This window comes from Acidithiobacillus sp. YTS05 (genome assembly GCF_024396695.1).
Classification (GTDB): Bacteria; Pseudomonadota; Gammaproteobacteria; order Acidithiobacillales; family Acidithiobacillaceae; genus Igneacidithiobacillus; species Igneacidithiobacillus copahuensis.
Map to the genome: position 1 here is coordinate 215,978 of NZ_CP094359.1, position 23,810 is coordinate 239,787.

Below are 23,810 nucleotides of genomic sequence, written 5' to 3' on the forward strand. Positions count from 1 at the left end.
GCAGTTTCCGCCTGGCAAGCGAGCGCGGTAGACTAGGGCCGACAGGATAATGAAGTGAGTACAGACTATGGCAGAATTGCCCGAAATCGAATTGTTCAAACAAAAACTGCAACGTAGTGTGCTGCGCAAAAAGCTCGGTGCCTTGCGTCTGCAGAATGCCAAGGGCGAGCAGCTCGCCGAGGCCGGCGGACTGGCGGAGGACGCCTTGCAAGGGAAGGAAATCACCGATATCCATCGCTACGGTACCCAGGTCTTTTGCGAGCTGGACCGGCGCGAGATCCTTGCCCTGCAGTTGGGCGGAGATCTGGTAATGGATCTGGAGCGCGGCGCTCCAGCGGAAGAGGGCAACGATAACCGCGCGGGCCTGGAACTGGCCATCAATGCGCAGCTGCGCCTGCGCTTGCAAGGGACCCAACTGGGGGGTCGTCTGCGCCTGCTGGACGAGACCAGTGATGTGGATTTTCTCACCAAGCTGGGGCCGGATCCGTTGCTCGTCCCGACAGATGGGCTGAGTCATCTGCGCGAATCGTTGGCGCGGCGTCGTAGCGCCCTGCGCAATGTGCTGCTGGATGACAGCTTCGTGACCGGCATCGGTCCTCTGTGGGCCGATGAGATTCTGTTTCAGGCGCGTTTGCGCCCGGATCGTACGGTTCCCAGCCTCAGTGAAGAGGAGCGGGATCGTTTTCTGGAACAGATTCCGCAGGTCTTGCAACGAGTGCTGCGCTCGCAGGCGAAGATTCCCTTGTTGCCCAAGACCTTCCTCACCCGCCATCGGGAGGATGGGCACTGTCCGACCTGTGGGGGAGCGTTGGAGTCGTTGCCGGTTGGGGGCAAAACGGCGCTGTTTTGCCCTGCCTGCCAGATCTGAAAGGGTCTGCTGCTGGTGCGGCGCGAGGATCAGTCCGCGCTCCGCGGGGTGCTGCTCAAGGGTGGCGCCAGGGCAAGCCGCTCGCCTTCCAGCCCTCAAGCTTGCCGCGCTGTCCGTGTTCGTCGCCCTTGCCATCAAAGCCGCCAAGGATGTTGTAGGCATGCGTGTATCCCAGGTCGGCCAGATGCTCGGCGGCCTCGGTGGAGCGTCCGCCAGTGCGGCAAAGCAGCAGCAATAAATCGTCTGGCTCAGTGATTGCCTGGAGCTGTTGGTCGAAATCCGAGTTGGGAGTCATCCCCGGATAGAGCTTCCACGGCACATGGCAACACCCTTCAACAAAGCCGGAAAACTCCAGCTCGGGATGCGAGCGCACATCGATCAATTTGGCCTTGGGATGCTCGCGTAGAAGCGCATGGGCCTCTTCCGGAGTCAGGTCTCCTGCGTGCTTTTTGCCTTGCGCCCGCTGCGTAGCGCGGGCGAGGATTTCTTCAGTGTCCATGGTGTGCCTCCTGATTTTGCGTAGCACTCTAGTATAAGAGAAATTGTCGTGTTCGGCTGTAGCGACGCGCTGGGCGGCTCGATCAAGCCCTAGGCGCCGCCTGCATTCCGCCGTACACTTGCCGCATTGGCGCCCCAATCTGGGGCAGGTTCATTGACGAGTGCCGTGGAGGAAAAGCTCATGGGGTACAGCCCGAAAGACGTGCTGCAATTGATTTCCGAAAAAGATGTCAAGTTCATTGATTTTCGTTTTACCGACACCAAGGGCAAGGAACAGCACGTCTCGGTGCCGTCCCACACCATCGAAGAGAAGACCTTTATCGAAGGCAAGATGTTTGATGGTTCCTCCATTACCGGCTGGAAGGGCATTAACGAGTCCGACATGATCCTCATGCCCGAGGCGGGTTCGGCGGTACTCGATCCCTTCACCGACGAGGTCACCCTGATCATTCGTTGCGACGTGATCGAGCCTGCCACCGGCCAGGGCTATGAGCGCGATCCGCGCAGCCTGGCCAAGCGCGCCGAGGCGTATCTGAAGAGCACCGGCATTGCCGATACCGCCTACTTTGGGCCGGAGAACGAATTCTTCGTCTTCGATTCCGTCACCTGGCACATCGACATGAGTGGCTGCGGCTATAAGGTCGATGCCGAAGAGGCGGCCTGGAATTCCGGCAAGGAATACGAATCGGGCAACATGGGCCATCGTCCGGGCGTCAAGGGCGGCTACTTTCCGGTACCGCCGGTGGATTCGGCACAGGATCTGCGTTCGGCCATGTGTCTGGCCCTGGAGGAGATGGGCTTGACCGTCGAAGTGCACCATCACGAGGTGGCCACCGCCGGGCAGCATGAGATCGGCGTGGGCTTCAGCACCCTGACGCGCAAGGCCGATGAGGTGCAGATTCTCAAATACGTGGTGCACAACGTCGCGGCGGCCTATGGGCAGACCGCTACCTTCATGCCCAAGCCCATCGTCGGCGACAATGGCAGCGGCATGCACGTGCATCAGTCCCTGGCCAAGGATGGCAAGAACCTCTTCACCGGCGACGCCTATGGTGGTCTGTCGGAACTGGCGCTGTACTACATCGGCGGCATCATCAAGCACGCCAAGGCCATCAACGCCCTGACCAACCCCAGCACCAACAGCTACAAGCGTCTGGTGCCCCACTTCGAGGCGCCGGTGCTGCTCGCCTACTCGGCCAAGAACCGTTCGGCCTCGATTCGTATCCCCTATGTCAGTAACCCCAAGGCGCGGCGCATCGAGGTGCGTTTCCCGGATTCCACCGCCAATCCCTATCTGGCCTTTGCGGCGATGATGATGGCGGGTCTGGATGGCATCCAGAACAAGATCCATCCCGGCGATGCCATGGACAAGAACCTCTATGATCTGCCCGCCGAAGAGCAGGAGAAGATCCCCGGCGTGGCGGCTTCGCTGGAAGAGGCCCTGCGTGCCCTGGAGGCCGATCATGAGTTCCTGATGAAAGGTGGGGTCTTTACCCCGGAATGGCTGGAAGGCTACCTGGACGTGAAGTGGGCCGAAGTCCAGGCCCTGCGCGTCACCACCCATCCCGTAGAATACCAGATGTACTATAGTCTCTGAGCCTAGCTGGTTTCTGCTGCTGGAGCCCCGCCCTCGCGGGGCTTTTTACTTGCTGAACCGGCAGACTTGCGCTAATTGTTCCGGACTGAGGAATGCAGAGGAGATTGATCATGCAATCATCTGGGCGTCGCACGTGCACGCTTGCAGTTGTAGTCGCTTTGCTAAGTACCGGCCTGGCATTCGATGCACAGGCCACGATCTATCGCTGGGTTTCTCCGGATGGTGTGGTCAGTTACGGCGGAAATCCTCCCGCCAATGCGCGCCAGGTAGAGACCCTCGACGGGGCACCAATGCCTAGCGCCCCGGACCATGCCGCGCCAGCAAGTGGGCCGCTGGGCAATCGACCAGCGCAGTCGTCGCCGGAGCAGCCCGCTGCGCCGCAGAATCATGCAGATAACCAAGCACAACAGGCCCTCAAGATGCAACTGGCGGCTGCGCGCTTGCAGCTTCTGCAAGCTACTCAAGCCTACGAGAAAGGGAAAGCAGTTCGCTATGGCAATGAGCGTAATTATGCCCGCTATCTGCAGCGCATCGATAGCCTGAAAGAGGCGGTACACGTGGCGGAGCTGCGGGTAGCCCTGCTCCAGCATCAGTTGCAGCAGCAATCCTCCAGCACGCCCGAGCCGCGGAACTAGACCGCGGGACCGCGCCTGACGTACCATAGGCCAGCGGTCCAAGGCTTGCTGGATCGCCGTGCCAGTCTCCAGCCATGGATGAGCAATGCCCCGAATCCTTCTCAGTAATGATGATGGTTATCTGGCTCCCGGTCTGGCCGCCTTGGCCGAGGCGTTGCGGCCACTTGGCAGCATCGACGTGGTGGCCCCGGAGCAGGATCGCAGTGGCGCCAGCAATTCCCTCACCCTGGACCGGCCCCTACGGGTTCGCACAGGTCTCAACGGTTTCCACTATCTGGTAGGTGGCACGCCCACCGATTGCGTCCATCTCGCGGCCACTGGAATTCTTCCCGAGCCGCCCGAAATGGTGGTTTCTGGTATCAATCGCGGCGCCAATATGGGCGACGATGTCCTCTACTCCGGTACCGTCGCTGCCGCCATGGAAGGTCGCCACCTGGGTATGCCGGCCATGGCCGTCTCTCTCGTTGGACGGGAACCGGAGCATTTCCACAGCGCGGCACGGGTTGCGGCGGATTTGTTACGGGGCCTGCTGGAAAATCCCCTTCCCGGCGACACCATCCTCAATGTCAACGTCCCGGACCTGCCCTATGCCGAGTTACAGGGTTTTGAGGTCACCCGCCTCGGGCGGCGGCACAAGAGCGAGATGCTCATGCCGGCGGCCGATCCGCGGGGAGAGCCGGTGTACTGGATTGGTCCTTCGGGGCGCGAGGCGGATGGTGGTCCCGGTACGGACTTCGATGCAGTGCGGCGCGGCTGTGTCTCCATCACCCCCCTCGATCTCGACATGACCCGCTACCGCTTCATGGATGATCTCTCGCAATGGCTGCGTTGTTGCGCGCGGTGAACCCCGAAGTCGGGATGATTTCGCCGCGCACCCGGGAGCGCATGGTGGCCGCGCTGCGTGCGGCCGGTATCGACGACGAAGAGGTCCTGGCCGTAATGGCCCAGGTACCCCGGCATCTCTTTGTCGCCGAGGCGCTGGCCTGTCGCGCCTACGAGCCGGTTTCCCTGCCGATCGGCTGGGGGCAGACCATTTCTCAGCCGCTCATCGTGGCGCGGATGCTTTCTGTGCTGCGGGCCAGTGGAAATCCGCGGCGGGTTCTGGAAATTGGCACGGGCTCGGGGTACCAGACGGCGTTGCTCGCCGCGTTGGGCTATGAGGTATACAGCATCGAGCGGATCGAAGGCTTGTTTACGGCGGCGCAGGAACTTCTGCAGCGGTTGCGCGCTCCAAACGTGCGTCTGCGCTTGGGAGATGGCAGTCAGGGCTGGGAGGCGTTTGCGCCCTTCGACGCGGTGCTGTTTGCTGCTGCCGTCCCTTGTGTCTTGCCCCCCTTGTTTCACCAACTCGTCGCGGGGGGCTGTCTGCTCATGCCGCAGGCCGACACCGCCGACGGGCAGCGTCTCAAGTTTTATCGCTGGAATGGACAGGATGCCGAAGAGGAAGACCTTGGCGACTGTCGTTTTGTCCCGCTACTACCCGGGACGGTCAATCAGAGGGATCACCAAGGAGCCTGAACATGAGCAGCGAAGCGTTGGAACTGCGGTCGGAGCTGGAACTGGAAGAAGAAAATAGCCAAGACAACGACGCAGCAGCTTCTCCCTTCGCCGAGCATGGTCCGGATTGGGATGCCACCCAGTGCTATCTCGAAGAGATTGGCCATAATCCGCTGCTGACGGCAGAGGAAGAGATCACTCTGGGGCGCTTGGTGCAACAGGGCGACAGCGCCGCGCGCCAGCGTATGATCGAATGCAACCTGCGTCTGGTGGTTCGGCTGGCGCGACGTTATATCAATCGCGGATTGCCCCTCCTTGATCTGATTGAAGAGGGCAATCTTGGCCTGATCCATGCGGTGGAAAAATTCGACCCGGAGAAGGGCTTTCGCTTTTCTACCTACGCCACCTGGTGGATTCGGCAAAACATCGAGCGTGCCCTGATGAACCAGACGCGTACCATCCGTCTGCCGATTCATGTCATGAAGGAAATTTCCTCCATTTTGCGTGCGGCGCGTTGCCTGGAGCAAAAGCTGCAGCGCGATCCCACGCCGGATGAGGTAGCCGCAGCACTGGACCGTCCAGTGGAGCAGATTCGTCAGTGCCTTGACCTCGATGGCCGGGTCACCAGTCTGGACTCTGGCGGTGGGCGGGAAGAGGATCTTGGTCTGGCCGAGATTGTGCGCGACCCCGAGGTGGCCGGTCCCGAAGAGCGTCTGGCGGAGCTCAACCTCAACCAGCGCATGTACGATTGGATTTCGGCGCTGGAGGAAAAGCAGCGCCTGGTGCTGTTCTGGCGTTTTGGTCTGGACGGCAACGACGGTGCCACCCTGGAAGATGTGGGCGGTCGACTCGGTCTGACGCGCGAACGGGTGCGCCAGATCCAGGTGGAGAGCCTCCTCCTTCTGCGGCGGCGCATCGAGGCCGAGCAGCTAGATCCCTTCACCCTGTTTTCCTGAACTCAGGCGCTGATGGGCAGCAGCGCCGCTGCCACTTGCCGGTCTTCTGCCAAAAGGATGCCGTAGGTGCGGCAGGCCGCGGCGCTGTCCATTGCTTCCACCGTCAGTCCGCTATCGCGCAGGGTGCGCAGTAGGGTGACGTCGAGGTGCTGCCTCCGTCCGGTGCCGAGTAGCACGACTTCTGGAATGGCAGCCAGTAGCGGTTGGAAATCCTCGCGGTCAAGTAGGCCGGCGTGGGTCGGACCCCAGGGGTGCAGCAAGAGGTCTTGCGCGAGCAGAACGCCGCCGTGGTAATGCTGACCATCGATGACAAATCCCAGCTCATCGTAGGATTGCAGGTTGTGGCGCAGGTTGCCGACCTGCCGGTGTAGTTTCATGCCCGTCTCCTCAATTGACAGCGCCGATTTGCCTCTCTATTGTTCTCCGATTTTGATAGATGCCTCAAGGGCAGGACTCTGGTAGCCATGAACAGCGATTTCGAGCGGATTCGACGCCTCCCGCCATATGTCTTCAATATTGTCACGGACCTGAAGCTGCAGGCCCGCAAGCGTGGCGAAGACATCATCGACTTTGGCATGGGCAATCCCGATCAGCCGACGCCGCAGTTCATCGTCGACAAGCTCTGTGAGACCGCCCAGCGCGGCGATACCCACCGCTACAGCGTCTCGCGTGGCATTCCACGGCTGCGAAAGGCCATTTCCGGCTGGTACGAGCGCCGCTATGGCGTTTCCATCGATCCGGAATCTGAGGCCATCGTCACCATTGGCTCGAAGGAGGGGCTGGCCCATCTGGCCCTTGCTACCATGGGCCCCGGTGATACGGTGTTGGTGCCGAGCCCGACCTACCCCATCCATCCCTATGGTTTTGTCATTGCCGGCGCCGATGTGCGCCATGTGCCCATGCTGCCGGGTCTCGATTTCTTCGACGAACTGGAAAAGGCGATAAAGGCGGCGTGGCCCAGACCCAAGATGCTGGTCATCAACTTTCCGCACAACCCCACCGCTGCAGTGGTCGATCTGGACTTCTTTGCCCGCATCGTGGAATTTGCCAAGGAACATCGCATCTGGGTGGTCCATGATCTGGCCTACGCCGACATTGTCTTCGATGGCTATCAGGCGCCGAGCTTTTTGCAGGTGCCGGGGGCCAAGGATGTCGGGGTCGAGTTCTTCACCCTGTCCAAGAGCTACAACATGCCTGGCTGGCGCGTCGGTTTCGCGGCGGGTAACCCCAAGCTGATCGGCGCCCTGGCACGCATTAAGAGCTATCTGGACTATGGCACGTTTACCCCCATCCAGGTGGCCTCCATCACTGCCCTGGAAGGGCCGCAGGATTGCGTCGAGGACATCCGCAAGATGTATGAACAGCGCCGTGATGTCCTTTGCGAAGGATTGAATGCGGCGGGATGGGAGGTGACGAGCCCGAAGGCCACGATGTTCGTCTGGGCGCGGATCCCGGAAGAACTGCGCGGCAAGGGATCGCTGGAGTTCTCCAAGATGGTGTTGGAGCGCGCCAAGGTGGCCGTCAGCCCGGGCATCGGTTTTGGCGAACTCGGCGATGAATATGTGCGTTTCGGTCTGGTGGAGAACGAGCATCGTACCCGGCAGGCCATTCGAGGGATCAAGCAGATGTTTCGCGAGGGATGGGGATGAGCACCGACAGTCGTCCAGTGCGCGTTGGCATCCTCGGTATGGGTACCGTGGGACAGGGCACCGTGCGCGTTCTGCTGCGCAACGCCGAAGAGATCACCCGCCGGGTAGGGCGCGATCTGCGTGTGGTCCACGCGGCGGTGCGCAGTCCGCAACGGCTGCAAGGTCTCGATTTTCCTGGCCGGGTCAGCGTGGATCCGTGGGCGGTGGTGCGCGACTCCGAGGTCGATGTGCTGGTGGAGGTGATGGGGGGCACTGGCCTTGCGCGCGAGCTGATCCTCGCCGCCATCGACAGCGGCAAGCATGTGGTCACCGCCAACAAGGCGCTGCTCGCTGAGCATGGCAACGAGATCTTCGCCGCGGCGCAGCGCCGCGGTGTCATGGTGGCCTTCGAGGCGGCGGTAGCCGGGGCTATCCCGATCATCAAGGCGATCCGCGAGGGCCTGGCAGGCAACCGCATCCATTGGCTGGCAGGGATCATCAACGGCACCAGCAATTACATTCTCACGCAGATGTTTCGCGAGGGCTGGAGCTTTGCCGAGGCCTTGGCCAAGGCGCAGGAGCTTGGCTATGCCGAGGCCGATCCGGCCCTCGACGTGGACGGCGGCGATGCGGCGCACAAGATTACCCTGATGGCCTCCATCGCCTTTGGTATTCCCGTGGACTTTGCCCACTGCCATGTGGAGGGCATTCGCTCCTTACAGGGCGAGGATGTGCACTATGCGGCGGAGCTCGGTTACCGCATCAAGCTGCTGGGCATTGCGCGGCGACGTGACGATGGTGTCGAGCTGCGCGTGCATCCCACCCTGATTCCTCAGGATCATCTGCTTGCCCACGTGGAAGGCCCCTTCAATGCCGTGCTCGCCGATAGCGATGCCGCGGGGCAGAGTCTCTATTACGGCCGCGGCGCCGGTGGCGATCCGACCGCCAGTGCGGTGGTGGCCGATCTGGTCGACGTAGCACGCACCATGACCGCCGATCCCAGCAATCGGGTGCCGCATCTGGCCTTTCAGGCGGATGCCCTGAGCCCCTTGCCCTTGTTGCCCATGGCCGAAGTCGAAAGCGCTTACTACCTGCGCATTCAGGCGGAGAACCGCGCTGGGGTTCTCGCCCAGCTGGCGACGATTCTGGCGGAATATCAGATCTCCATCGAGGCGCTGGTGCAGCGTGAGCGTCCTGGTGCCGCATCGGTTCCCATCGTCTTGCTTCTGCATCGTTGTCGCGAGGGCGATCTGGAGCAGGCCATTGCCCGTATCGAGGCCCTTCCCGTCGTCACTGCAGCGGTGCTGCGCTTGCGCGTCGAGTCCCTGGACGAAGGCTAATTTCCACTCAAGGATCTTTGACATGACCCGTTACACCGGAATTATCGATCGTTACCGTGCCTTCTTGCCCCTGCAACCGGAAACCGAGGCGGTTTCCTTGGGGGAAGGCAACACGCCGCTCATCGAATGCATCAATCTGCCGCGCCAGCTGGGTATCGACCTGCGGCTCTTCGTGAAGTTCGAGGGCCTGAATCCCACCGGGTCTTTCAAGGATCGCGGTATGACCATGGCGGTGACCAAGGCCAAGGAAGAAGGCAGCGAGATGATCATCTGCGCCTCGACCGGTAATACCTCCGCCGCTGCCGCTGCCTATGCGGCGCGGGCGGGGATGCGCGCCTTCGTCGTCATTCCGGAAGGCAAGATCGCCCTGGGCAAGCTGTCGCAGGCCATGATGCACGGCGCCTTGGTCCTGCAGATTCGCGGCAACTTCGATGCCGGTATGCAGATCGTCCAGGACGTGGCGGCCAATGCCCCCATCACCCTGGTCAACTCGGTCAATCCCTATCGTCTGCAAGGGCAGAAGACGGCGGCCTTCGAGATCATCGAGGCGCTGGGTGAGGCCCCCGACTACCATGCCCTGCCCGTTGGCAATGCCGGCAACATCACGGCGCACTGGATGGGCTATTGCGAGTCCACCGATTCACGTTGTGACGTCGGGGATGTGCTGACCGGGGCGTGCAAGTTCTGCGCGGGACAGTGCCCCTATGGGCAGCAAACGGGCAGCAGCAAACGGCCCAAGATGCTGGGCTTTCAGGCGGCAGGCAGCGCACCTTTTATCGCGGGCGACTTCGTGCGCGAGCCGGAAACCATCGCCACCGCCATCCGCATCGGTCGCCCGATGTCCTGGGAGCAGGCGCATCAAGTACAAAAGGAGAGCGGTGGCTGGTTTGCCGCGCACAGCGACGCGGAGATCCTCGAGGCGCAGCGTTGGCTCGCGCAGTACGAGGGCGTCTTCTGCGAGCCGGCCTCGGCAACCTCTGTTGCAGGCGTGGTGGCGGCCGCGCGGGCGGGCAAGATCGAGGCCGGGGCAACGGTGGTCTGCACCTTGACGGGGCACGGCTTGAAGGACCCGGACGCTGCCATTGCCCAAGGCGGATCGGTCGTCACCGTCGATGCCAATCTGGAGGCGGTGCAGCGCGCCATCCTGGAGCGCTGATGTCACGACTGGGCCTGTGGCTCACGGGCCTGCACGGATTGCCCGAGGAAAGGCTCGGTACGTTGCTACCAAGGCTTTGGGGGCAGGGCCGGGCCGAGCGCCTGGCGGCGCCATCCCGCTTGGAGGCGGCGGGCCGGCTCCTGGGTTTTTCTGCATCGCTGCCAGCCGCCGCCCTGCTGGCATGGCAGGATGGCGTAGACTGCGCTGGTGACTGGACACTGGCCTTGGAGCCGGTGGCGATTGGCGGGCAGGCGGGGAGGGCGGTGCTGACGCCCGTTGGGACGTTGCCAGAGGCTGAGGACGCCGCATTGTTCGCCGCCGCTCAGGCTCATTTTGCCGCCATGCCCTGGCGGCTGCAGCGGGGCCGCCAGCGCTGGTATCTGTGCAGCCGCTCTCCCCTCGCGCTGCACACCCCCGACCCCAATACGGTGTGGGCCCACGAACCCTTGGTGGAGCGGATACAGGGTGCCGATGCCCGCGCCGTGCATGCCTTTCTCAACGAATTGCAGATGCTGCTGGCCGCACATTCCCACAACGAAAAGCGCAGTGCCGAGGGTCTCGACCCCTGGTGTTACTTCTGGCCTTGGGGCGAGGGAAGCCTGCCCAGCGAGCGCCCGCAAAGCCCCTGGACCCACCTGGCGGCGACGGACGAGGAGCTGCGCGCGGCCCAGCGGTGGCTGGGGTTGACGGACTGGAGTCCTGGCCAGGATCCTTGGCCAGAGGCCCTGCTGTGGGTGTGGTCGGAGGACTGGCGTCTTCCCGAGGTGGCAGCGCAGTTCGAGCAACAGGCAGCCGCGCTGCGCGCTTTTCGCCAAAGGCACGGTGTCATCGACCTCTACACCGGGCTACTTGCCCAGGGGGATGGTCTGGAGCACCTGTATCTGTCACCGCGTAGCCGCTGGGCCTTCTGGCGTCGCCGTCGGCAGCCGGGCGCCGCGCTGCGACAAGGACATTGGTAGCGATGCAACGACCGAAAATCTGCACGCGGAAAGTCTCTGCGGAAGTAGAATCGGCGGCGCTGGCCCTTGGCTATCGCCCTTTGCAAGCGCGCATCATCGCTGGCCGCCTGGGCGCGGAGTATGCCGGATGCGTGGCGGATCTGCTATCGGGGAAGCTCGCGCAACTGAGTCCCCCCGACTTGCTCCCCGACATCGATGTCGCGGTGCAAGCCACCATCGACGCGCTGCGACGGCGCCTGCCGATTCTCCTCATCTCTGATTATGACGCCGATGGTGCCTCTGCCCATGCGGTGTTGAAACTGGCCTTTCGCGACCACTTTTTGGTGCCGGAAGAGCGGTTGCACAGCTTCATCGGCCATCGCCTGCGCGATGGCTATGGTGTCTCGGAGAAGCTCACCGAGCGCATTCTGGCCGAGGCACCGCGTCCGGCCCTGGTGATCACCGCCGATCAGGGCAGCAGCGATCAGGAGCGCATTGCCCGCCTGCAAGCTGCAGGCTTTACCGTCATCGTCACCGATCACCATGGGATTCCGGAGGCGGGCCCGCCCGCCGGCGCGGTTGCCTGCGTCAATCCGGTACGCCGCGATGGGCAGTTTCCCGACCCCTATGTGGCTGGCGTCCATGTCGCCTGGCTGTATTGCTGTGCGGTGCGCCAGGGCTTGCAGAAGGCGGGCTTGCTGCCGGCCACGGCCCCCAAATTGGGCGACTTGCTGGATCTGGTGGCCTTGGGGACGGTGGCGGACTGTGTGGATCTGGCCCGCTCCCCCAATAATCGAGCCGTCATCGCGTACGGCTTGCGCTTGATGAACGGAGCTCGCCGGCGGCCGGTCTGGACCGCCCTCGCCGCCCTGACCCGGAGTAGTGCGCAGATTGACGCCGCTACCCTGGCCTTTCGTTTTGCACCGTTGATCAATGCTCGTGGCCGTCTCGACTCGGCGGAGGACAGCGTACGACTGTTTTTGAGCGAAAATCTGCCCGAGGCGGAAAGCCTCGCCGCCGTGCTTCTGGAGGATAACGAGGCGCGCAAGGCGGTGCAGGCGCAGATGCTGGGTGCGGCGCAGCGGCAGGTGCAGGAACAGCTCCGCTCCGATGCCGCGGCGCTGTGCATCTTCGACCCCGCAGGACATGCCGGGGTGCAAGGAATCTGCGCGGCCAAGATCGTTGAGGCGACAGGTCGCCCGGTGGCTTTTTTTACTCCCAAGGAAGATCCTGATCTCGTCAGCGCTTCACTGCGCAGCGTTGGTGCTTTCCATATACGGGATGCTCTGGCGCAGATCGCCGCCCGCCATCCCGATGCCTTCCTGGCTTGGGGCGGACATGCCGGGGCCGGGGGGGTCACCCTGCGGCGCAGCGCCCTGGATGCCTTTCGTGGCGCCTGGGCAGAGCTGGCGGCGCCGCATTTTGCAGAAGAACCGCTTGGCCCACGCATCTGGACCGATGGCGCTCTGCCGACCCTGCCCAGCATGGAACAGTTGCAGGAAATCAGCGAGTTGGAGCCCTTTGGGCGGCAGTGGGAGGCGCCCCTTTTTGTTGCGGAAGGGACGATCAGCAGTCTACGCCCGGTGGGTGATGGCCGCCACCTTAAGCTTGCGCTGCGCCTGGGTGGCGAGGATTTTGACGCCATTTGGTTCTTTGCCAGTGAGGATGGTGAGCATCCCGTGCAGGCAGGCCAGCAAATCCGTTTCGCCTATGCCCTGGAGCGCAACGACTGGCGCGGTGAATCGCGCCTGCAACTGCAGATTCGCCATGCGGAGCCGTGCTAGGCGACGAAGGCGCGGATGCGTCGCAGGCGCAGGCTGTTGCCAAGCACGAAGATCGAGGAAAAGCCCATGGCAACCCCAGCGAGCATGGGATTGAGCTGCAGTCCCCAGGGCAAAAAGACCCCGGCGGCCAGGGGAATCAAGAGGATATTGTAAAAGAAGGCCCAGAAAAGATTGCCGCGAATCCGCCCCAGGGTTTGCCGGGCTGCCCGCAGAGCGGTGACCAGGGTGCCAAGGTCGGGATGACTCAGCGTCACGTCGGCGGCCTCCATGGCAATCTCCGTACCGCTTGCCAGAGCGATTCCGACATTCGCCTGGGCGAGGGCCGGGGCATCGTTGATGCCGTCGCCGATGAAGGCAACTCGCCGCCCCCCAGCCTGAACCTCCTGGACGATCTTGGCCTTGTCCTGCGGCAGTATTCGCGCATGTACTTCCTCGATGCCAAGTTGTTTCGCCACCCGGTGCGCAGCTGTCTCGCCGTCGCCGGTCACCAGGGCCAGATTCATTCCCATCTGGCGTAGTGCGGTGCAGACGGCTGGCGCTTCGGGCCGTAAGGCATCGGCCACCGCCAGCCAGCCCAGATAGGTATTGCCCTGAGCGACAAAGACGATAGTCGCACCGGCCGCTTCCTGACTACGCAGTTCGTCGTCCTCGGGGATGGCGATATTCTGCTGCTCCAGAAACTCCCGGGTCCCCACCCGCACCTGGGTGCCAGCCAACTGCCCTTCGACGCCTTGCCCAGGCACCACCCGGAAATTCTCGACCGGCTGGGAAGGCGTGGGCGCCGCATCGACAATGGCGCGGGCGATGGGGTGTTCCGAATCGCGCTCGACCGCCGCCGCAATCACCAGCGCTTCCTGGGCACCACCGCGAGCGACCAGGGTCGGGCGGCCGCGGGTGACGGTACCGGTTTTGTCGAACAATACCGTGTCGACGCCAGCGAGCATCTCCAGGGCACTGCCCTTGCGAAAGAGGACCCCCAGTTCGGCAGCGCGTCCGGTGCCCACCATGATGGCGGCTGGTGTGGCAAGACCCATGGCGCAGGGGCAGGCAACCACCAGCACGGCCACGGCCGTGGCCAATGCCAGACTGACGTTGGCGCTGTAAAGCGACCAGAACAGAAAGCTCAACAAGGCGATGGCGAGAACCAGCGGGGAAAAGATGCGGATCACCCGGTCCGCGAGACCCTGGATGGGCAACTTGCCGCTCTGCGCGGACTCCACCAGGGCAATGATCTGGGCCAGCACCGAGTCTTTCCCCAAGCGCGTGACCTCGATGCGCAGGCGTCCATCCTGGCAGAAGGTGCCGGCAAAGACCTCGGCGCCCGCTTCGCGTTTTTGCGGAATCGGTTCACCGCTGAGCATGGCTTCATCGACATGGGCGCTGCCCTCCAGCACCCGGCCATCCGCCGGAATACGCTCTCCGGGGCGTACCAGGAGATGATCGCCGAGACGCAATTGGCTAACGGACACTTCCTCTTCCTGCCCTTGCGCATCGATGCGTCGCGCAGTTTTCGTCTGCAGTTGCAACAGGGCGCGGATGGCCGCCGAACTGCGTCCCTTGGCGATCTCTTCCAGATATTTGCCGAGTAGCACGGCGGCGATGACCACGGCCGCGGAGTCGAAATAAAGATGACGAGCGCTGGCGGGAAAGACGAAGGGGACAAAAAGCACCAGGCTGCTATAGAGCCAGGCCGCGCCGGTACCGGTGGCGACGAGAGAATTCATGTCGGGAGACAGATGACGATAGGCAATCCAGCCGGGGCGGAAAAAACGCCGTCCGGGCCAGAACAGCACGACACTTGCCAGAACAAATTGCACGCCTTCCCAAAATTTGGGCAGTGGCGCGTTGGTCTCTAGCCAAGCGGCAAAAGCGGGTGAAAATGCCGATCCCATCGCCAGAAGAAGAATGATGAGGGCAAAACTGATAGCGAGGACCACATCACGGCCCATGGCGTGCAGGAGGACGGCCTTGTGGTCGCCTTCCTCCGTCTCCTCGCTGTGGTCCAGGTTTCTGGCGCCGTAGCCCGCTGCCTGAATGGCGGCTATCATCTCGTCGACGGAGATGCTGGCCGGCAGATAGCGGACCTGCGCGCGCTCCGTTGCCAAGTTTACGCTGGCTTCGAGCACCCCGGGTAGACGGCGCAGAGTACGCTCCACCCGGCTGCTACAGGAGGCACAGGTCATCCCCTCCACGGCCAGTTGCGCTTCGGCGCTGAGGGTGCCGTAGCCAGCTTTTTCGATGGCGGCAACGACGGTGGCAGCGGGCGTTTGCGCCGGATCAAACTGGATCTCTGCCGTTTCCGTCGCCAGGTTGACGCTCGCTTCCACCCCCGCCACCTTGTTCAAGGCCCGTTCCACCCGGCTGCTGCAGGAGGCACAGGTCATGCCCGTTACCCCCACGCGCAGGCGTTGGGTGCTCGGGGTGCGCGCGATCTTTTTATCGATGGATTCGGGTGTCAATGTGTCGTTCATAGCTGCAGGATAAACCCTTTACTGGTTTGTAAGGTCAAGGCCGTCTGTTCTCTTTTTCGCTTATACTGCATCCATGATCAATAGGGAAAATCTCGTCAACCTGGAACATTGGCTCTGTTCCGAATACGAGCAGATCGAATATCGCTTTTCACAATATCTGCCCAATCGTGCCCGGGTAGTGATAATACTCGCCGCGGTATTGGGGGTGGCATCGGCAAACCTCGCAGCACTGGGGGCGTTGGCTCATGCACTGGAGACCGCATTACATATCAGCGACGCGCGATTTGGTCTGGTGGGTACGGTAGCCTCGCTCTCTGGCGCGATACTCACCCTGATCGCCGGGGTCTGGGTGGATCGGCGAAAGCGCGTGCGGCTCCTGGCCATTTTTGCTGGCAGCTGGGCATTGGGTATGGCTGCCAGCGGCTGTATTCCCGGTTATCTGGAGCTGTTGCTGGCGCAGGTTGTGGTCGGTGCCAGCGGTATCTCCGTTGGCGCGGTAGTCGCCTCCTTGACTGGGGATTACTTTCCGCCCTCTCAGCGCGGCAGGATTTTTGGCCTGATTGTCGGTGGTGAGTTGTTGGGTGCGGGAATCGGAATGCTGGTGGCGAGTATCGTCGCCGACCTCCTGGGCTGGCGTTTTGCTTTTTGGAGTCTGGCATTGCTGGGGTCATTGGGAGTTGTCGTGATACGACGGTATCTGCGAGAGCCGCAACGCAATACGATGGCAAAAATTGCCATCGGCTCCCCAAGCCCTTCGCGCGCTGACTCCGCCCCAGCGCGTTCCCACAAGGTTGCCGATCTGATTCGCCGGATGGCGATTTCGCCATACCCCGACCGGGTGATGCACGAGGATCCGACCTGCTGGCCGTGGATACGGGCGGCACGTTACATTGTCACCATTCGTACCAACATCATTCTGGTTCTCGGCTCATCGGCCAGTTATTTTTATTTCACCGGACTTTTGGTATTTGCCGATCTCTATCTCATGCAGCGCTTTGATCTGCCCGCTGATACCGCCAGCATCCTGTTCATGGGACTAGGCAGTGGCGGAATCTTCGGAGTGTTGCTCAGTGGCTGGCTCGCAGATCGATTGTTACACCGGCACATTGTTGCGGCGCGGGTATGGGTAGCAGCGGGCTCCTTCTTTCTGACGGTGCTGGCCTTTCTGCCGGCCTTCCTGCTGCCCAGCGTCTGGGTAGCGGCGCCTTGTTTTTTTCTGGCGGCCTTGTTTTTGGGCGCTACCAATCCCACTCTGGATGCTGCGCGTCTCGATATCATGCACTCGCGCTTGTGGGGGCGAGCAGAAAGTGTACGCAATCTGGTGCGCTATACTCTGGTGGGGTTGGCGCCGCTGATGATTGGGCTTTTGGTTGGATATTTTCAGAAAAGCGGTGACCAAGGCGCCGAGGCCCTCGGGCATGCCTTTCTGCTGTTGCTGATTCTTCTATTGATTGCCGGCCTCGCCATGGTTTTCGCGGCCTTCACCTATCCGCGCGATGTGGCGACGGTATTGGCGTCTGAGGGCGCACCGTTACCTGTGACCTCGGATGCAGAGCATCCGCAGGCCCAGGTTCGCGAGTCAGGGGACTAAATCGAAGCGATCGGCGTGCATGACCTTCGCCCAAGCCTCGGCAAAGTCTTGAACAAATTTCTGGCCGGAGTCGTCTTGCCCGTAGACCTCGGCAATGGCGCGCAGCTGCGAGTTGCTGCCGCAAACCAGATCGACCCGTGTGGCCGTCCATTTCTCTGCGCCGCTGCTGCGTTCGCAGACGCGAAAGAGTTGCTCGCTATTTTCCGCTTTCCAGACATTGTTCATGTCGAGAAGGTTGACGAAATAGTCGGTACTGAGCACACCGGGACGATCGGTAAAGACCCCATGTCGACTATTCTGGTAATTGCCATCGAGCATGCGCATGCCACCCAGCAACACCACCATCTCGGGTGCGTCTAGCCCGAGAAGCTGGGCCTTGTCGATCAGCAGCTCCTCTGCAGACACCGACGACTCGCCGCGTTGATAATTGCGGAAGGCATCAGCGAAGGGCTCGAGTACGGCAAAGGACTCGACGTCCGTTTGCTCGGCGCTGGCATCCACGCGCCCGGGCTGGAAGGGGACGATCACCGGATAGCCAGCCGCCCTTGCCGCCTCTTCTACCGCAGCATTGCCGGCAATGACGATGAGATCGGCCAGCGAGATTTTCTTACCCTTCGCAGCGCCGTGAAACTCCTCCCGTACCGTTTCCAGTTTGTCGAGCACCTGTGCCAGTTGCTCCGGCTCATTGACTGCCCAGTCCTTCTGCGGAGCCAAGCGAATTCGCGCTCCGTTTACGCCACCGCGTTTGTCGCTACCACGGAAGCTGGCGGCTGCTGACCAGGCCGTGTATACCAGTGAGCGCGTCGGCAGGCCACTGGCAAGGACCCGTTTTTTGAGTTCGGCAATGTCCTGTTCGTTGATCAGCGGATATTCAACGGCGGGCAGGGGATCCTGCCAAAGCAGGTCTTCTGCGGGTACGTCCGGTCCCAAGTAGCGCGATTTTGGACCCATATCCCGATGGGTGAGTTTGAACCATGCACGGGCAAAGGCATCGGCAAATTCCTCGGGGTTCTCCCAAAAATGCTTGCAAATTCGTGCATACTCAGGATCGTGGCGCATAGCCATATCGGCATCGGTCATGATGATCGGTACCTTCTTACTGGCATCTGCGGCGGCTGGCGCCATGTTGGCGTCGGTATGTTGGGTGGGGGTCCATTGCCAGGCGCCGGCGGGACTTTTGACGGTCTCCCACTCATTGCCGAAAAGTACCTCGAAGTAGCTCATGTCCCAGGTGGTTGGCGTAGGCGTCCAGGAACCCTCCAAACCGCTGCCGATCTGGTCGCCACCTTTTCCGGAGGCGAAGGTGCTGACCCAGCCCAAACCTTGGTTTTCCAAAGGACTCGCTTCGGGCGCTGGACCCACCATGCTGGCATCGCCCGCACCATGGCACTTGCCGAAGGTATGCCCGCCAGCGGTCAGGGCCACCGTCTCGTAATCATTCATGGCCATGCGGGCAAAGGTCTGGCGTACCTCACGCGCGGATACCAGGGGATCTGGTTTACCGTTGGGACCTTCGGGATTGACATAGATCAGCCCCATCTGCACGGCGGCCAAGGGATTATCGATGCCGCCGTCTGCGTCATGGCGCTGGTCTTCCAGCCAAGTGCCCTCTGGTCCCCAGTACACGGATTCGTCGGGCTCATAGACATCCTCCCGTCCACCAGCAAAACCAAAGATTTGTAGACCCATGGATTCGAGAGCGCAGGTGCCTGCGAGAATGATCAGGTCCCCCCAGGAGAGTCGGTTGCCGTATTTCTTTTTGATCGGCCAGAGCAGGCGACGGGCCTTGTCGAGGTTGACGTTATCTGGCCAGCTGTTGATCGGCGCAAAACGCTGCTGCGCCATTCCTGCGCCGCCGCGGCCATCGCTGGTGCGGTAGGTGCCTGCCGAGTGCCAGGCCATGCGAATGAAGAGCGGGCCATAATGGCCGTAATCGGCCGGCCACCAGTCCTGCGAGTTGCGCATGAGAGCGAAGAGGTCTGCCTTCACTGCAGACAAATCAAGCTGAAGGAATTCTTTGCGGTAGTTGAAATCGCGATCCATAGGGCTGGTCGCGGAAGTGAACTGATGCAATATCTTGAGATTCAGCTGATTGGGCCACCATTCCTGGTTATGTTTCTGTTTTCCGACGTTGGGGCTGGGGTGAAACGGGCATTCTCCAGACATTTCTAACTCCTGTTGCAGGTGGATGATCTGTGAAAGATAAAATCTATCTTTAAACAAAGTCAAATTAGAGAATGATTATATTTATCTTCGGTGAGCACGATTTACGATGGCTTCCTATACTAAGAGTATGGACAAAATCGGGAGAATGGCAGTGGAAAGGAAATCCCAGGTGAATCTTCCCAAGCCACCGGCGGGTGGCTGGGGATCGGTAGAGGGTATCGTACATATCTACGGCGAGAGCTGGGCCACCCCCGCGGCGCTGGAGACCCTGGCACGCCTCAACAAGCCTGGCGGCAGCATGTGTACCTCCTGCGCCTGGCCCAAGCCGGTCAATTACCATCCCTTCGAATTCTGTGAGAATGGCGCCAAGGCGATCCTCTGGGACACCACCTCGGCACGCTGCACACCCAGATTCTGGAAGTCGCATACCGTCACCGAACTGCGTAGCTGGTCCGACCACCAACTCGAAAAGACCGGACGCCTCACGGCACCGCTGCGTTACGATCGCGAGCAGGATCGCTATGTCGAGGTCTCCTGGGACGAGGCCTATTCCGCCATCGGTCAGACCCTGCACCGTTTGCCCAGAGAACAGGTGGTATTCTACGCCTCGGGGCACGCCGGTCTGGAGGCCTCCTATCTCTACGCCTTGCTGGCCCGCGTGTATGGCAACAACAATCTGCCGCAAAGCTCCAATATGTGTCACGAGACCACCAGCGTCGGTCTCAAGCGCGTCATTGGCTCGCCGGTAGGCACGGTAATCTGGGAAGATCTGGCCGAGGCTGACTGCTTCTTTTTCTTTGGTCAGAATCCCGGCGTGAACTCCCCCCGTTTTCTGCATCCCCTCAAGGATGCCAAAAAGCGCGGGGCCAAGGTCATCACCTTCAATCCGGTGCGGGAACAGGGTCTGGTAGCGTTTGTCGATCCCAGTAGCGTGTCGGATATGCTCAGTGGCCACGAGACGCAAATCTCCGATCAATATCATCAATTGCGTGCCGGTTCCGATATCGCTGCCCTTACTGGCCTGTGCAAGGCGGTCCTGGAGGCGGATGAAACCCAGGGTGGTACGGTCATCGATCATGCGTTCCTGGCCGAGCATACTCATGGCTTCGAAGATTTCTTCGATTTTTTGCGGGCGACGTCCTGGGCGACCATCTGTGCGGAAACCGGCTTGAGCGAGGACGCTCTGCGCGCGGCGGCGGCGGTCTACATGGCTGCCGAACGGGTGATTGGCGTATACGGCATGGGATTGACGCAGCAGGTCCATGGCTCGACGAACGTCGGCATGCTGGTTAATTTTCTTTTGCTGCGCGGCAATATCGGCCGCCCCGGTGCCGGTTGTTGTCCAGTGCGCGGGCACTCCAATGTGCAGGGGCAACGCACGGTGGGCATCGCGGAAAAAGCGGCGCTCGTTCCCATGGACAAGCTGCGCGCCCTCTTCGACTTTGAACCGCCGCAGAAGGACGGTATGCACATTGTCGAGGTTGGTGAGGCCCTGCTACGTGGCGAGGTGGCGGCCACGATCAGCCTCGGCGGCAATCTGCTCCGGGCAATGCCCGACATTGCACGTTTGCAGGAGGTTTGGCCGCAGCAGCAGCTGACGGTGACGGTGTCGACCAAACTCAACCGCAGCCATTTGTACCCCGGCAAGGCATCTTACATCCTCCCTTGCCTGTCGCGCGTGGAGATCGATGAGCAGGCGACGGGCAATCAAACCGTGACCATTGAAGACAGCTTCTCCATGATCCACCCATCCATCGGGCACCGCGAACCGGCCTCGCCGCAGCTGCGCTCGGAGCTGGCGATTGTAGCGGGGATTGCCAAGGCGACCCTGGACCCCAATCCCAAGCTGTGCTGGGACGACTGGCAAGCAGACTATGGCCAGGTACGCGATCTGATCGCGGCTACCTACCCGGAGGACTTCCATGATTTCAACGCCCGGATTCAGAAGCCCGGAGGTTTTTGGCGGGTCAACGCGGCGCGCGAGCGGGTCTGGAAAACTCCCAGCGGCAAGGCCGAATTCACTCTGCCGGAACGCCTCAATGCCCTGGATTTTGCCGATGCACCAGGGCGCTACCGGCTCATTACCCTGCGCTCCAATGATCAGTTCAATACCACGGTCTACGGCTATTCCGATCGCTTCCGCGGCATCGAGGGTACGCGCGATGTGCTCCTCATGAACGCCGCGGATATCGCGGATGCCGGTCTGCGTCCGGGACAAAAGGTATCGCTGCTCGGTGACGCGGCGGATGAGGTAGAGCGTCGGGTGGACGGTCTGGAGCTCGTATCTTTCGAGATCCCGCGCGGTACCGTTGCCGGGTATTATCCCGAGCTGAACCCGCTGATTCCCATCTCGGAGCACGACAAGCTCTCGAAAACGCCCGCTTCCAAAGGAATTGCGGTGCGCCTGGCATGCTGATCGGACTACGATCTCAAAACTGATAACGGAGATCGAGATTCACCGACCGCCCCGGGCCGGGTAGCGGGATGCCATAAACAAATGGCTTCTGTCCCAGGTACACCCCGCCGAGGGGCTGGTAGTAGAGCTGGTTGAGCAGGTTTTCTAGGCGCAGACTGGCCTGCCAGGGACCGGAGCGATAGCGCGTGCCCAGTTCCAGCAGCCCGTAACCCGGCGTCTGCAGTTCATTGCGCAGGGGATCGACCCGGGTCTTGCTGGCGACCAGGGTCTCGCGCATCCAGTTTTCCCAGTGGCCCCAGTCCTGGCGCAGGGTGAGATTGCCATTCAGTGGCATGATCCGATAGAGCGGTACGTCGAGGCTGAGATTCTCACCGCGGGTATAGGCCATCTTTCCGTCGAGGAAAAAGTCCCCCCACTGCTGGCTGCGCAGCAGCAGTGTCTGCCCTTGCAGGTTGACCCCCCAGATCAGGGCATTCTGGTTGCGGTATTGCAGGTTCACGAAACCGCTTTCTACGTTACGGTTGGCGATGGTGCAGGCGCCGCCCAAGCTCGTTGGGCAGCGCTCGACGCCGATGTAGTTCTGGATGTAATTCACATAGGGGGTGACCCGCAGATCCCAGTGGCTTTCCTCTAGGTGGAGGCTGGCGCTGATGGTGTTGCTGGTCTGGGCGCGCAGGTGCAGGTTGCCGATGTAACCGTTGCCATCCCCGGAAAAGCTATTCATGAACATCGCCATCTGGTTGCTGGACCAGGGGTAGAGCTCATAGAGACTGGGTGCCTGGACGTTGCGCGCGTAACCCAGCTCCAGGGCCGTCGCGGCAGTGGGGTGATACTGCAGAATGGCGCTGAGATCCCAGTTGCTGAAACTACGGGAGCGATCAGCGGCATTGAACTGCCCTGGCACTGAGCCCGGCATGGCCGGATTCCCATACATCATGGGGTTGTAGCCTTGCACCGGCCCGCTGTTCATGTCTACCGCAGCGAAACGCAGGCCCAGGCGGCTCATCCACTCCGGACTCCAATGGTGCGACCAATCGGCAAAGGCGTCGTAGTGATTCTGCCGACCATCGCGGATATTCCAGAAGGTATCCGGGCCCATCATCCGGTTGCTCGGCACTGGCGTCCACCAATCGTTCAGGTGATAGCGTGCAACCTCGATGCCGGTACGCAGCAGGTCCTGTGGGCTGAGATCCAGCCCGAACTCCAGACGCAGACCATTTTTTACTCCCTGAGTATACATGGGCATCTCTGGTGCCATAGCGGTGATTTTGTCCGGCAGGAAATTCATCTCGTGTTGGATGAGAACATTGTAGACTCGGGCATCGACAAAGCCCCAGTGAAAGCCGCCGCGATAGTGCAGATTGAAACTGGTCTGCTGGTTATCGGTCAGATCCATACGCACATTGGGGTAGCCCTCATAGGGAATGTGCTGGTGACTGATGCGCAGCGTGAGCTCTTGGGTATTCCAACGGCCAGCCAGGGTCACGCTCTGGTTTTCGCTGCGGAAGGCGCTGGAGCCCACGGTTTTTGCCGGAATACTGGATGTCGCGGCTTTGAATCCCTTAGCCGCCTGATAATTGTCACCCTGGCTGAGACTGCCGGCATACTGAATGGAAAAATGCGGCGTGGCGCCATATACGGAGAGATTTTCTCCATGAATATCACCATTGCTTTGATAGAAGGCGCCAACGCTGCCGCCATAGGTATATTTCTGTGTTGGGCTGGCAAAGATGGGCGCTGTTGCGGAAACCAGGATCGTGCCCCCCATGGCGTTGTCGCTGACACTTACCGGCGCCACCGTGGGGTAGACTTCGATTTTGCCGATCTGACTGGACGGCAGATACGACAGGGGCGGGATCATCTGGTTGGGGCAGGCATTCGGGATCGAGATGCCGTCCACCCGCAAATTGAGATTATCGCTCGCCAGGCCATTCAGATAGGGCAAGGCAGAGACGCCACCTGAGGCGACACTCTGTGCGCCGCTCACAAAGTCGAGCAGGTGGCTGCTGTCGGCACCACTGGCGGGGTGCGTGAATGTTTCCGTCTGTTGCCCGATTTCAGCGCTGTTGTGCACCTGTACCTGTACCAGGAGAGGAGTGGGGTCGATATTGCTGGGCTCGGCGGCTTCCGCGTCGGCCGGTACGCTCGTCGTAATCATCGCCAGATACATCGCAAATCTGAGTTTTTTTAAGATCATGTTGCTCACTCCAAGGTTTTCTGCATGATCTATTGGAGGTGATATTTTGGCGAATGGAATGTTTTAATTTGT

The 23,810-nt window shown here is 61.2% G+C and carries 18 protein-coding genes; 13 read left to right on the forward strand and 5 right to left on the reverse strand.

The genetic code is table 11. The features are described 5' to 3' along the window. Positions 1-67 precede the first annotated feature (67 nt). Positions 68-868, forward strand: coding sequence for a DNA-formamidopyrimidine glycosylase family protein (locus MQE22_RS01010; RefSeq protein WP_215871339.1), 801 nt, complete (start codon positions 68-70; stop codon positions 866-868). Between the two features lie 55 nt (positions 869-923). Here MQE22_RS01010 and MQE22_RS01015 read toward each other — a convergent pair whose 3' ends face one another. Next, complete coding sequence (locus MQE22_RS01015) at positions 924-1,367, reverse strand: rhodanese-like domain-containing protein (RefSeq protein ID WP_215871338.1); 444 nt, start codon at positions 1,365-1,367, stop codon at positions 924-926. Between the two features lie 153 nt (positions 1,368-1,520). Between MQE22_RS01015 and glnA the strand changes: the two genes are divergently transcribed. The 5 genes from glnA to rpoS all read left to right on the forward strand — a co-directional run bounded on the left by glnA (position 1,521) and on the right by rpoS (position 6,051). Next, a complete protein-coding gene (glnA, locus tag MQE22_RS01020; RefSeq protein ID WP_480082215.1) occupies positions 1,521-2,963 on the forward strand; it encodes a glutamate--ammonia ligase in 1,443 nt (480 codons plus the stop codon). Between the two features lie 110 nt (positions 2,964-3,073). Continuing rightward, positions 3,074-3,598: a DUF4124 domain-containing protein gene (locus MQE22_RS01025; protein WP_226827327.1), complete on the forward strand. Its 525-nt coding sequence runs from the start codon at positions 3,074-3,076 to the stop codon at positions 3,596-3,598. Positions 3,599-3,683: 85 nt separating this feature from the next. Next, on the forward strand, positions 3,684-4,442 hold the full coding sequence (gene surE, locus MQE22_RS01030; protein ID WP_215872602.1) for a 5'/3'-nucleotidase SurE: 759 nt from the start codon (positions 3,684-3,686) through the stop codon (positions 4,440-4,442). Then, complete coding sequence (locus tag MQE22_RS01035) at positions 4,418-5,116, forward strand: protein-L-isoaspartate(D-aspartate) O-methyltransferase (protein WP_215872603.1); 699 nt, start codon at positions 4,418-4,420, stop codon at positions 5,114-5,116. The genes surE and MQE22_RS01035 overlap by 25 nt, the downstream gene beginning before the upstream one ends. A gap of 2 nt (positions 5,117-5,118) precedes the next feature. After that, positions 5,119-6,051: an RNA polymerase sigma factor RpoS gene (gene rpoS, locus MQE22_RS01040; protein ID WP_255789945.1), complete on the forward strand. Its 933-nt coding sequence runs from the start codon at positions 5,119-5,121 to the stop codon at positions 6,049-6,051. Positions 6,052-6,053: 2 nt separating this feature from the next. Here rpoS and MQE22_RS01045 read toward each other — a convergent pair whose 3' ends face one another. Then, positions 6,054-6,428: an Mth938-like domain-containing protein gene (locus tag MQE22_RS01045; protein ID WP_215872605.1), complete on the reverse strand. Its 375-nt coding sequence runs from the start codon at positions 6,426-6,428 to the stop codon at positions 6,054-6,056. Between the two features lie 87 nt (positions 6,429-6,515). Between MQE22_RS01045 and alaC the strand changes: the two genes are divergently transcribed. From alaC to MQE22_RS01070, 5 genes are read left to right on the forward strand one after another with little or no spacing between them, the layout of a single operon-like run. Beyond that, the gene (gene alaC / locus MQE22_RS01050; RefSeq protein ID WP_215872606.1) at positions 6,516-7,700 is read left to right on the forward strand and encodes an alanine transaminase; all 1,185 of its coding nucleotides are present in this window, start codon (positions 6,516-6,518) and stop codon (positions 7,698-7,700) included. After that, entirely contained in the window at positions 7,697-9,019 is a 1,323-nt protein-coding gene (locus tag MQE22_RS01055) for a homoserine dehydrogenase (RefSeq protein WP_215872607.1), read from the forward strand. Before alaC ends, MQE22_RS01055 begins: the two co-directional genes overlap by 4 nt. A 22-nt stretch (positions 9,020-9,041) precedes the next feature. After that, on the forward strand, positions 9,042-10,175 hold the full coding sequence (thrC, locus tag MQE22_RS01060; protein WP_215872608.1) for a threonine synthase: 1,134 nt from the start codon (positions 9,042-9,044) through the stop codon (positions 10,173-10,175). Then, positions 10,175-11,134: a hypothetical protein gene (locus tag MQE22_RS01065; RefSeq protein WP_215872609.1), complete on the forward strand. Its 960-nt coding sequence runs from the start codon at positions 10,175-10,177 to the stop codon at positions 11,132-11,134. The genes thrC and MQE22_RS01065 overlap by 1 nt, the downstream gene beginning before the upstream one ends. Before the next feature lie 2 nt (positions 11,135-11,136). Then, positions 11,137-12,897 carry a single-stranded-DNA-specific exonuclease RecJ gene (locus tag MQE22_RS01070; protein WP_215872610.1) on the forward strand — a complete coding sequence of 587 codons (1,761 nt, stop codon included), beginning with the start codon at positions 11,137-11,139 and terminating at the stop codon, positions 12,895-12,897. On the opposite strand, the gene MQE22_RS01075 is transcribed toward MQE22_RS01070, so the two are convergent. Continuing rightward, entirely contained in the window at positions 12,894-15,368 is a 2,475-nt protein-coding gene (locus MQE22_RS01075; RefSeq protein ID WP_215872611.1) for a heavy metal translocating P-type ATPase, read from the reverse strand. The two genes, MQE22_RS01070 and MQE22_RS01075, sit on opposite strands and share 4 nt — an antisense overlap. Positions 15,369-15,441: 73 nt before the next feature. Here MQE22_RS01075 and MQE22_RS01080 point away from each other — a divergent pair, with 73 nt between their 5' ends. Then, positions 15,442-16,959, forward strand: a complete 1,518-nt coding sequence (locus MQE22_RS01080; protein WP_215872612.1) for an MFS transporter — start codon at positions 15,442-15,444, stop codon at positions 16,957-16,959. Here the strand turns inward: MQE22_RS01080 and katG are convergent. Beyond that, positions 16,948-19,125, reverse strand: coding sequence for a catalase/peroxidase HPI (gene katG / locus MQE22_RS01085; protein ID WP_215872613.1), 2,178 nt, complete (start codon positions 19,123-19,125; stop codon positions 16,948-16,950). The genes MQE22_RS01080 and katG overlap by 12 nt on opposite strands. 151 nt (positions 19,126-19,276) lie before the next feature. Between katG and MQE22_RS01090 the strand changes: the two genes are divergently transcribed. Beyond that, complete coding sequence (locus MQE22_RS01090; protein ID WP_255789949.1) at positions 19,277-21,541, forward strand: FdhF/YdeP family oxidoreductase; 2,265 nt, start codon at positions 19,277-19,279, stop codon at positions 21,539-21,541. Between the two features lie 13 nt (positions 21,542-21,554). Here MQE22_RS01090 and MQE22_RS01095 read toward each other — a convergent pair whose 3' ends face one another. Next, complete coding sequence (locus MQE22_RS01095; protein WP_215872615.1) at positions 21,555-23,738, reverse strand: TonB-dependent receptor plug domain-containing protein; 2,184 nt, start codon at positions 23,736-23,738, stop codon at positions 21,555-21,557. Positions 23,739-23,810: the final 72 nt, after the last annotated feature.

Excerpts from the sequence above, each read along its gene's own strand:
- MQE22_RS01070 (WP_215872610.1), top strand. The coding sequence starts at position 11,137 with ATGCAACGACCGAAAATCTGCACGCGGAAAGTCTCTGCGGAAGTAGAA.
- MQE22_RS01045 (WP_215872605.1), bottom strand. The coding sequence starts at position 6,428 with ATGAAACTACACCGGCAGGTCGGCAACCTGCGCCACAACCTGCAATCC.
- surE (WP_215872602.1), top strand. The coding sequence starts at position 3,684 with ATGCCCCGAATCCTTCTCAGTAATGATGATGGTTATCTGGCTCCCGGT.
- MQE22_RS01015 (WP_215871338.1), bottom strand. The coding sequence starts at position 1,367 with ATGGACACTGAAGAAATCCTCGCCCGCGCTACGCAGCGGGCGCAAGGC.
- MQE22_RS01095 (WP_215872615.1), bottom strand. The coding sequence starts at position 23,738 with ATGATCTTAAAAAAACTCAGATTTGCGATGTATCTGGCGATGATTACG.
- MQE22_RS01065 (WP_215872609.1), top strand. The coding sequence starts at position 10,175 with ATGTCACGACTGGGCCTGTGGCTCACGGGCCTGCACGGATTGCCCGAG.
- MQE22_RS01075 (WP_215872611.1), bottom strand. The coding sequence starts at position 15,368 with ATGAACGACACATTGACACCCGAATCCATCGATAAAAAGATCGCGCGC.
- MQE22_RS01010 (WP_215871339.1), top strand. The coding sequence starts at position 68 with ATGGCAGAATTGCCCGAAATCGAATTGTTCAAACAAAAACTGCAACGT.
- rpoS (WP_255789945.1), top strand. The coding sequence starts at position 5,119 with ATGAGCAGCGAAGCGTTGGAACTGCGGTCGGAGCTGGAACTGGAAGAA.
- alaC (WP_215872606.1), top strand. The coding sequence starts at position 6,516 with ATGAACAGCGATTTCGAGCGGATTCGACGCCTCCCGCCATATGTCTTC.
- MQE22_RS01035 (WP_215872603.1), top strand. The coding sequence starts at position 4,418 with ATGGCTGCGTTGTTGCGCGCGGTGAACCCCGAAGTCGGGATGATTTCG.
- thrC (WP_215872608.1), top strand. The coding sequence starts at position 9,042 with ATGACCCGTTACACCGGAATTATCGATCGTTACCGTGCCTTCTTGCCC.
- MQE22_RS01080 (WP_215872612.1), top strand. The coding sequence starts at position 15,442 with ATGATCAATAGGGAAAATCTCGTCAACCTGGAACATTGGCTCTGTTCC.
- MQE22_RS01055 (WP_215872607.1), top strand. The coding sequence starts at position 7,697 with ATGAGCACCGACAGTCGTCCAGTGCGCGTTGGCATCCTCGGTATGGGT.
- MQE22_RS01025 (WP_226827327.1), top strand. The coding sequence starts at position 3,074 with ATGCAATCATCTGGGCGTCGCACGTGCACGCTTGCAGTTGTAGTCGCT.
- katG (WP_215872613.1), bottom strand. The coding sequence starts at position 19,125 with ATGTCTGGAGAATGCCCGTTTCACCCCAGCCCCAACGTCGGAAAACAG.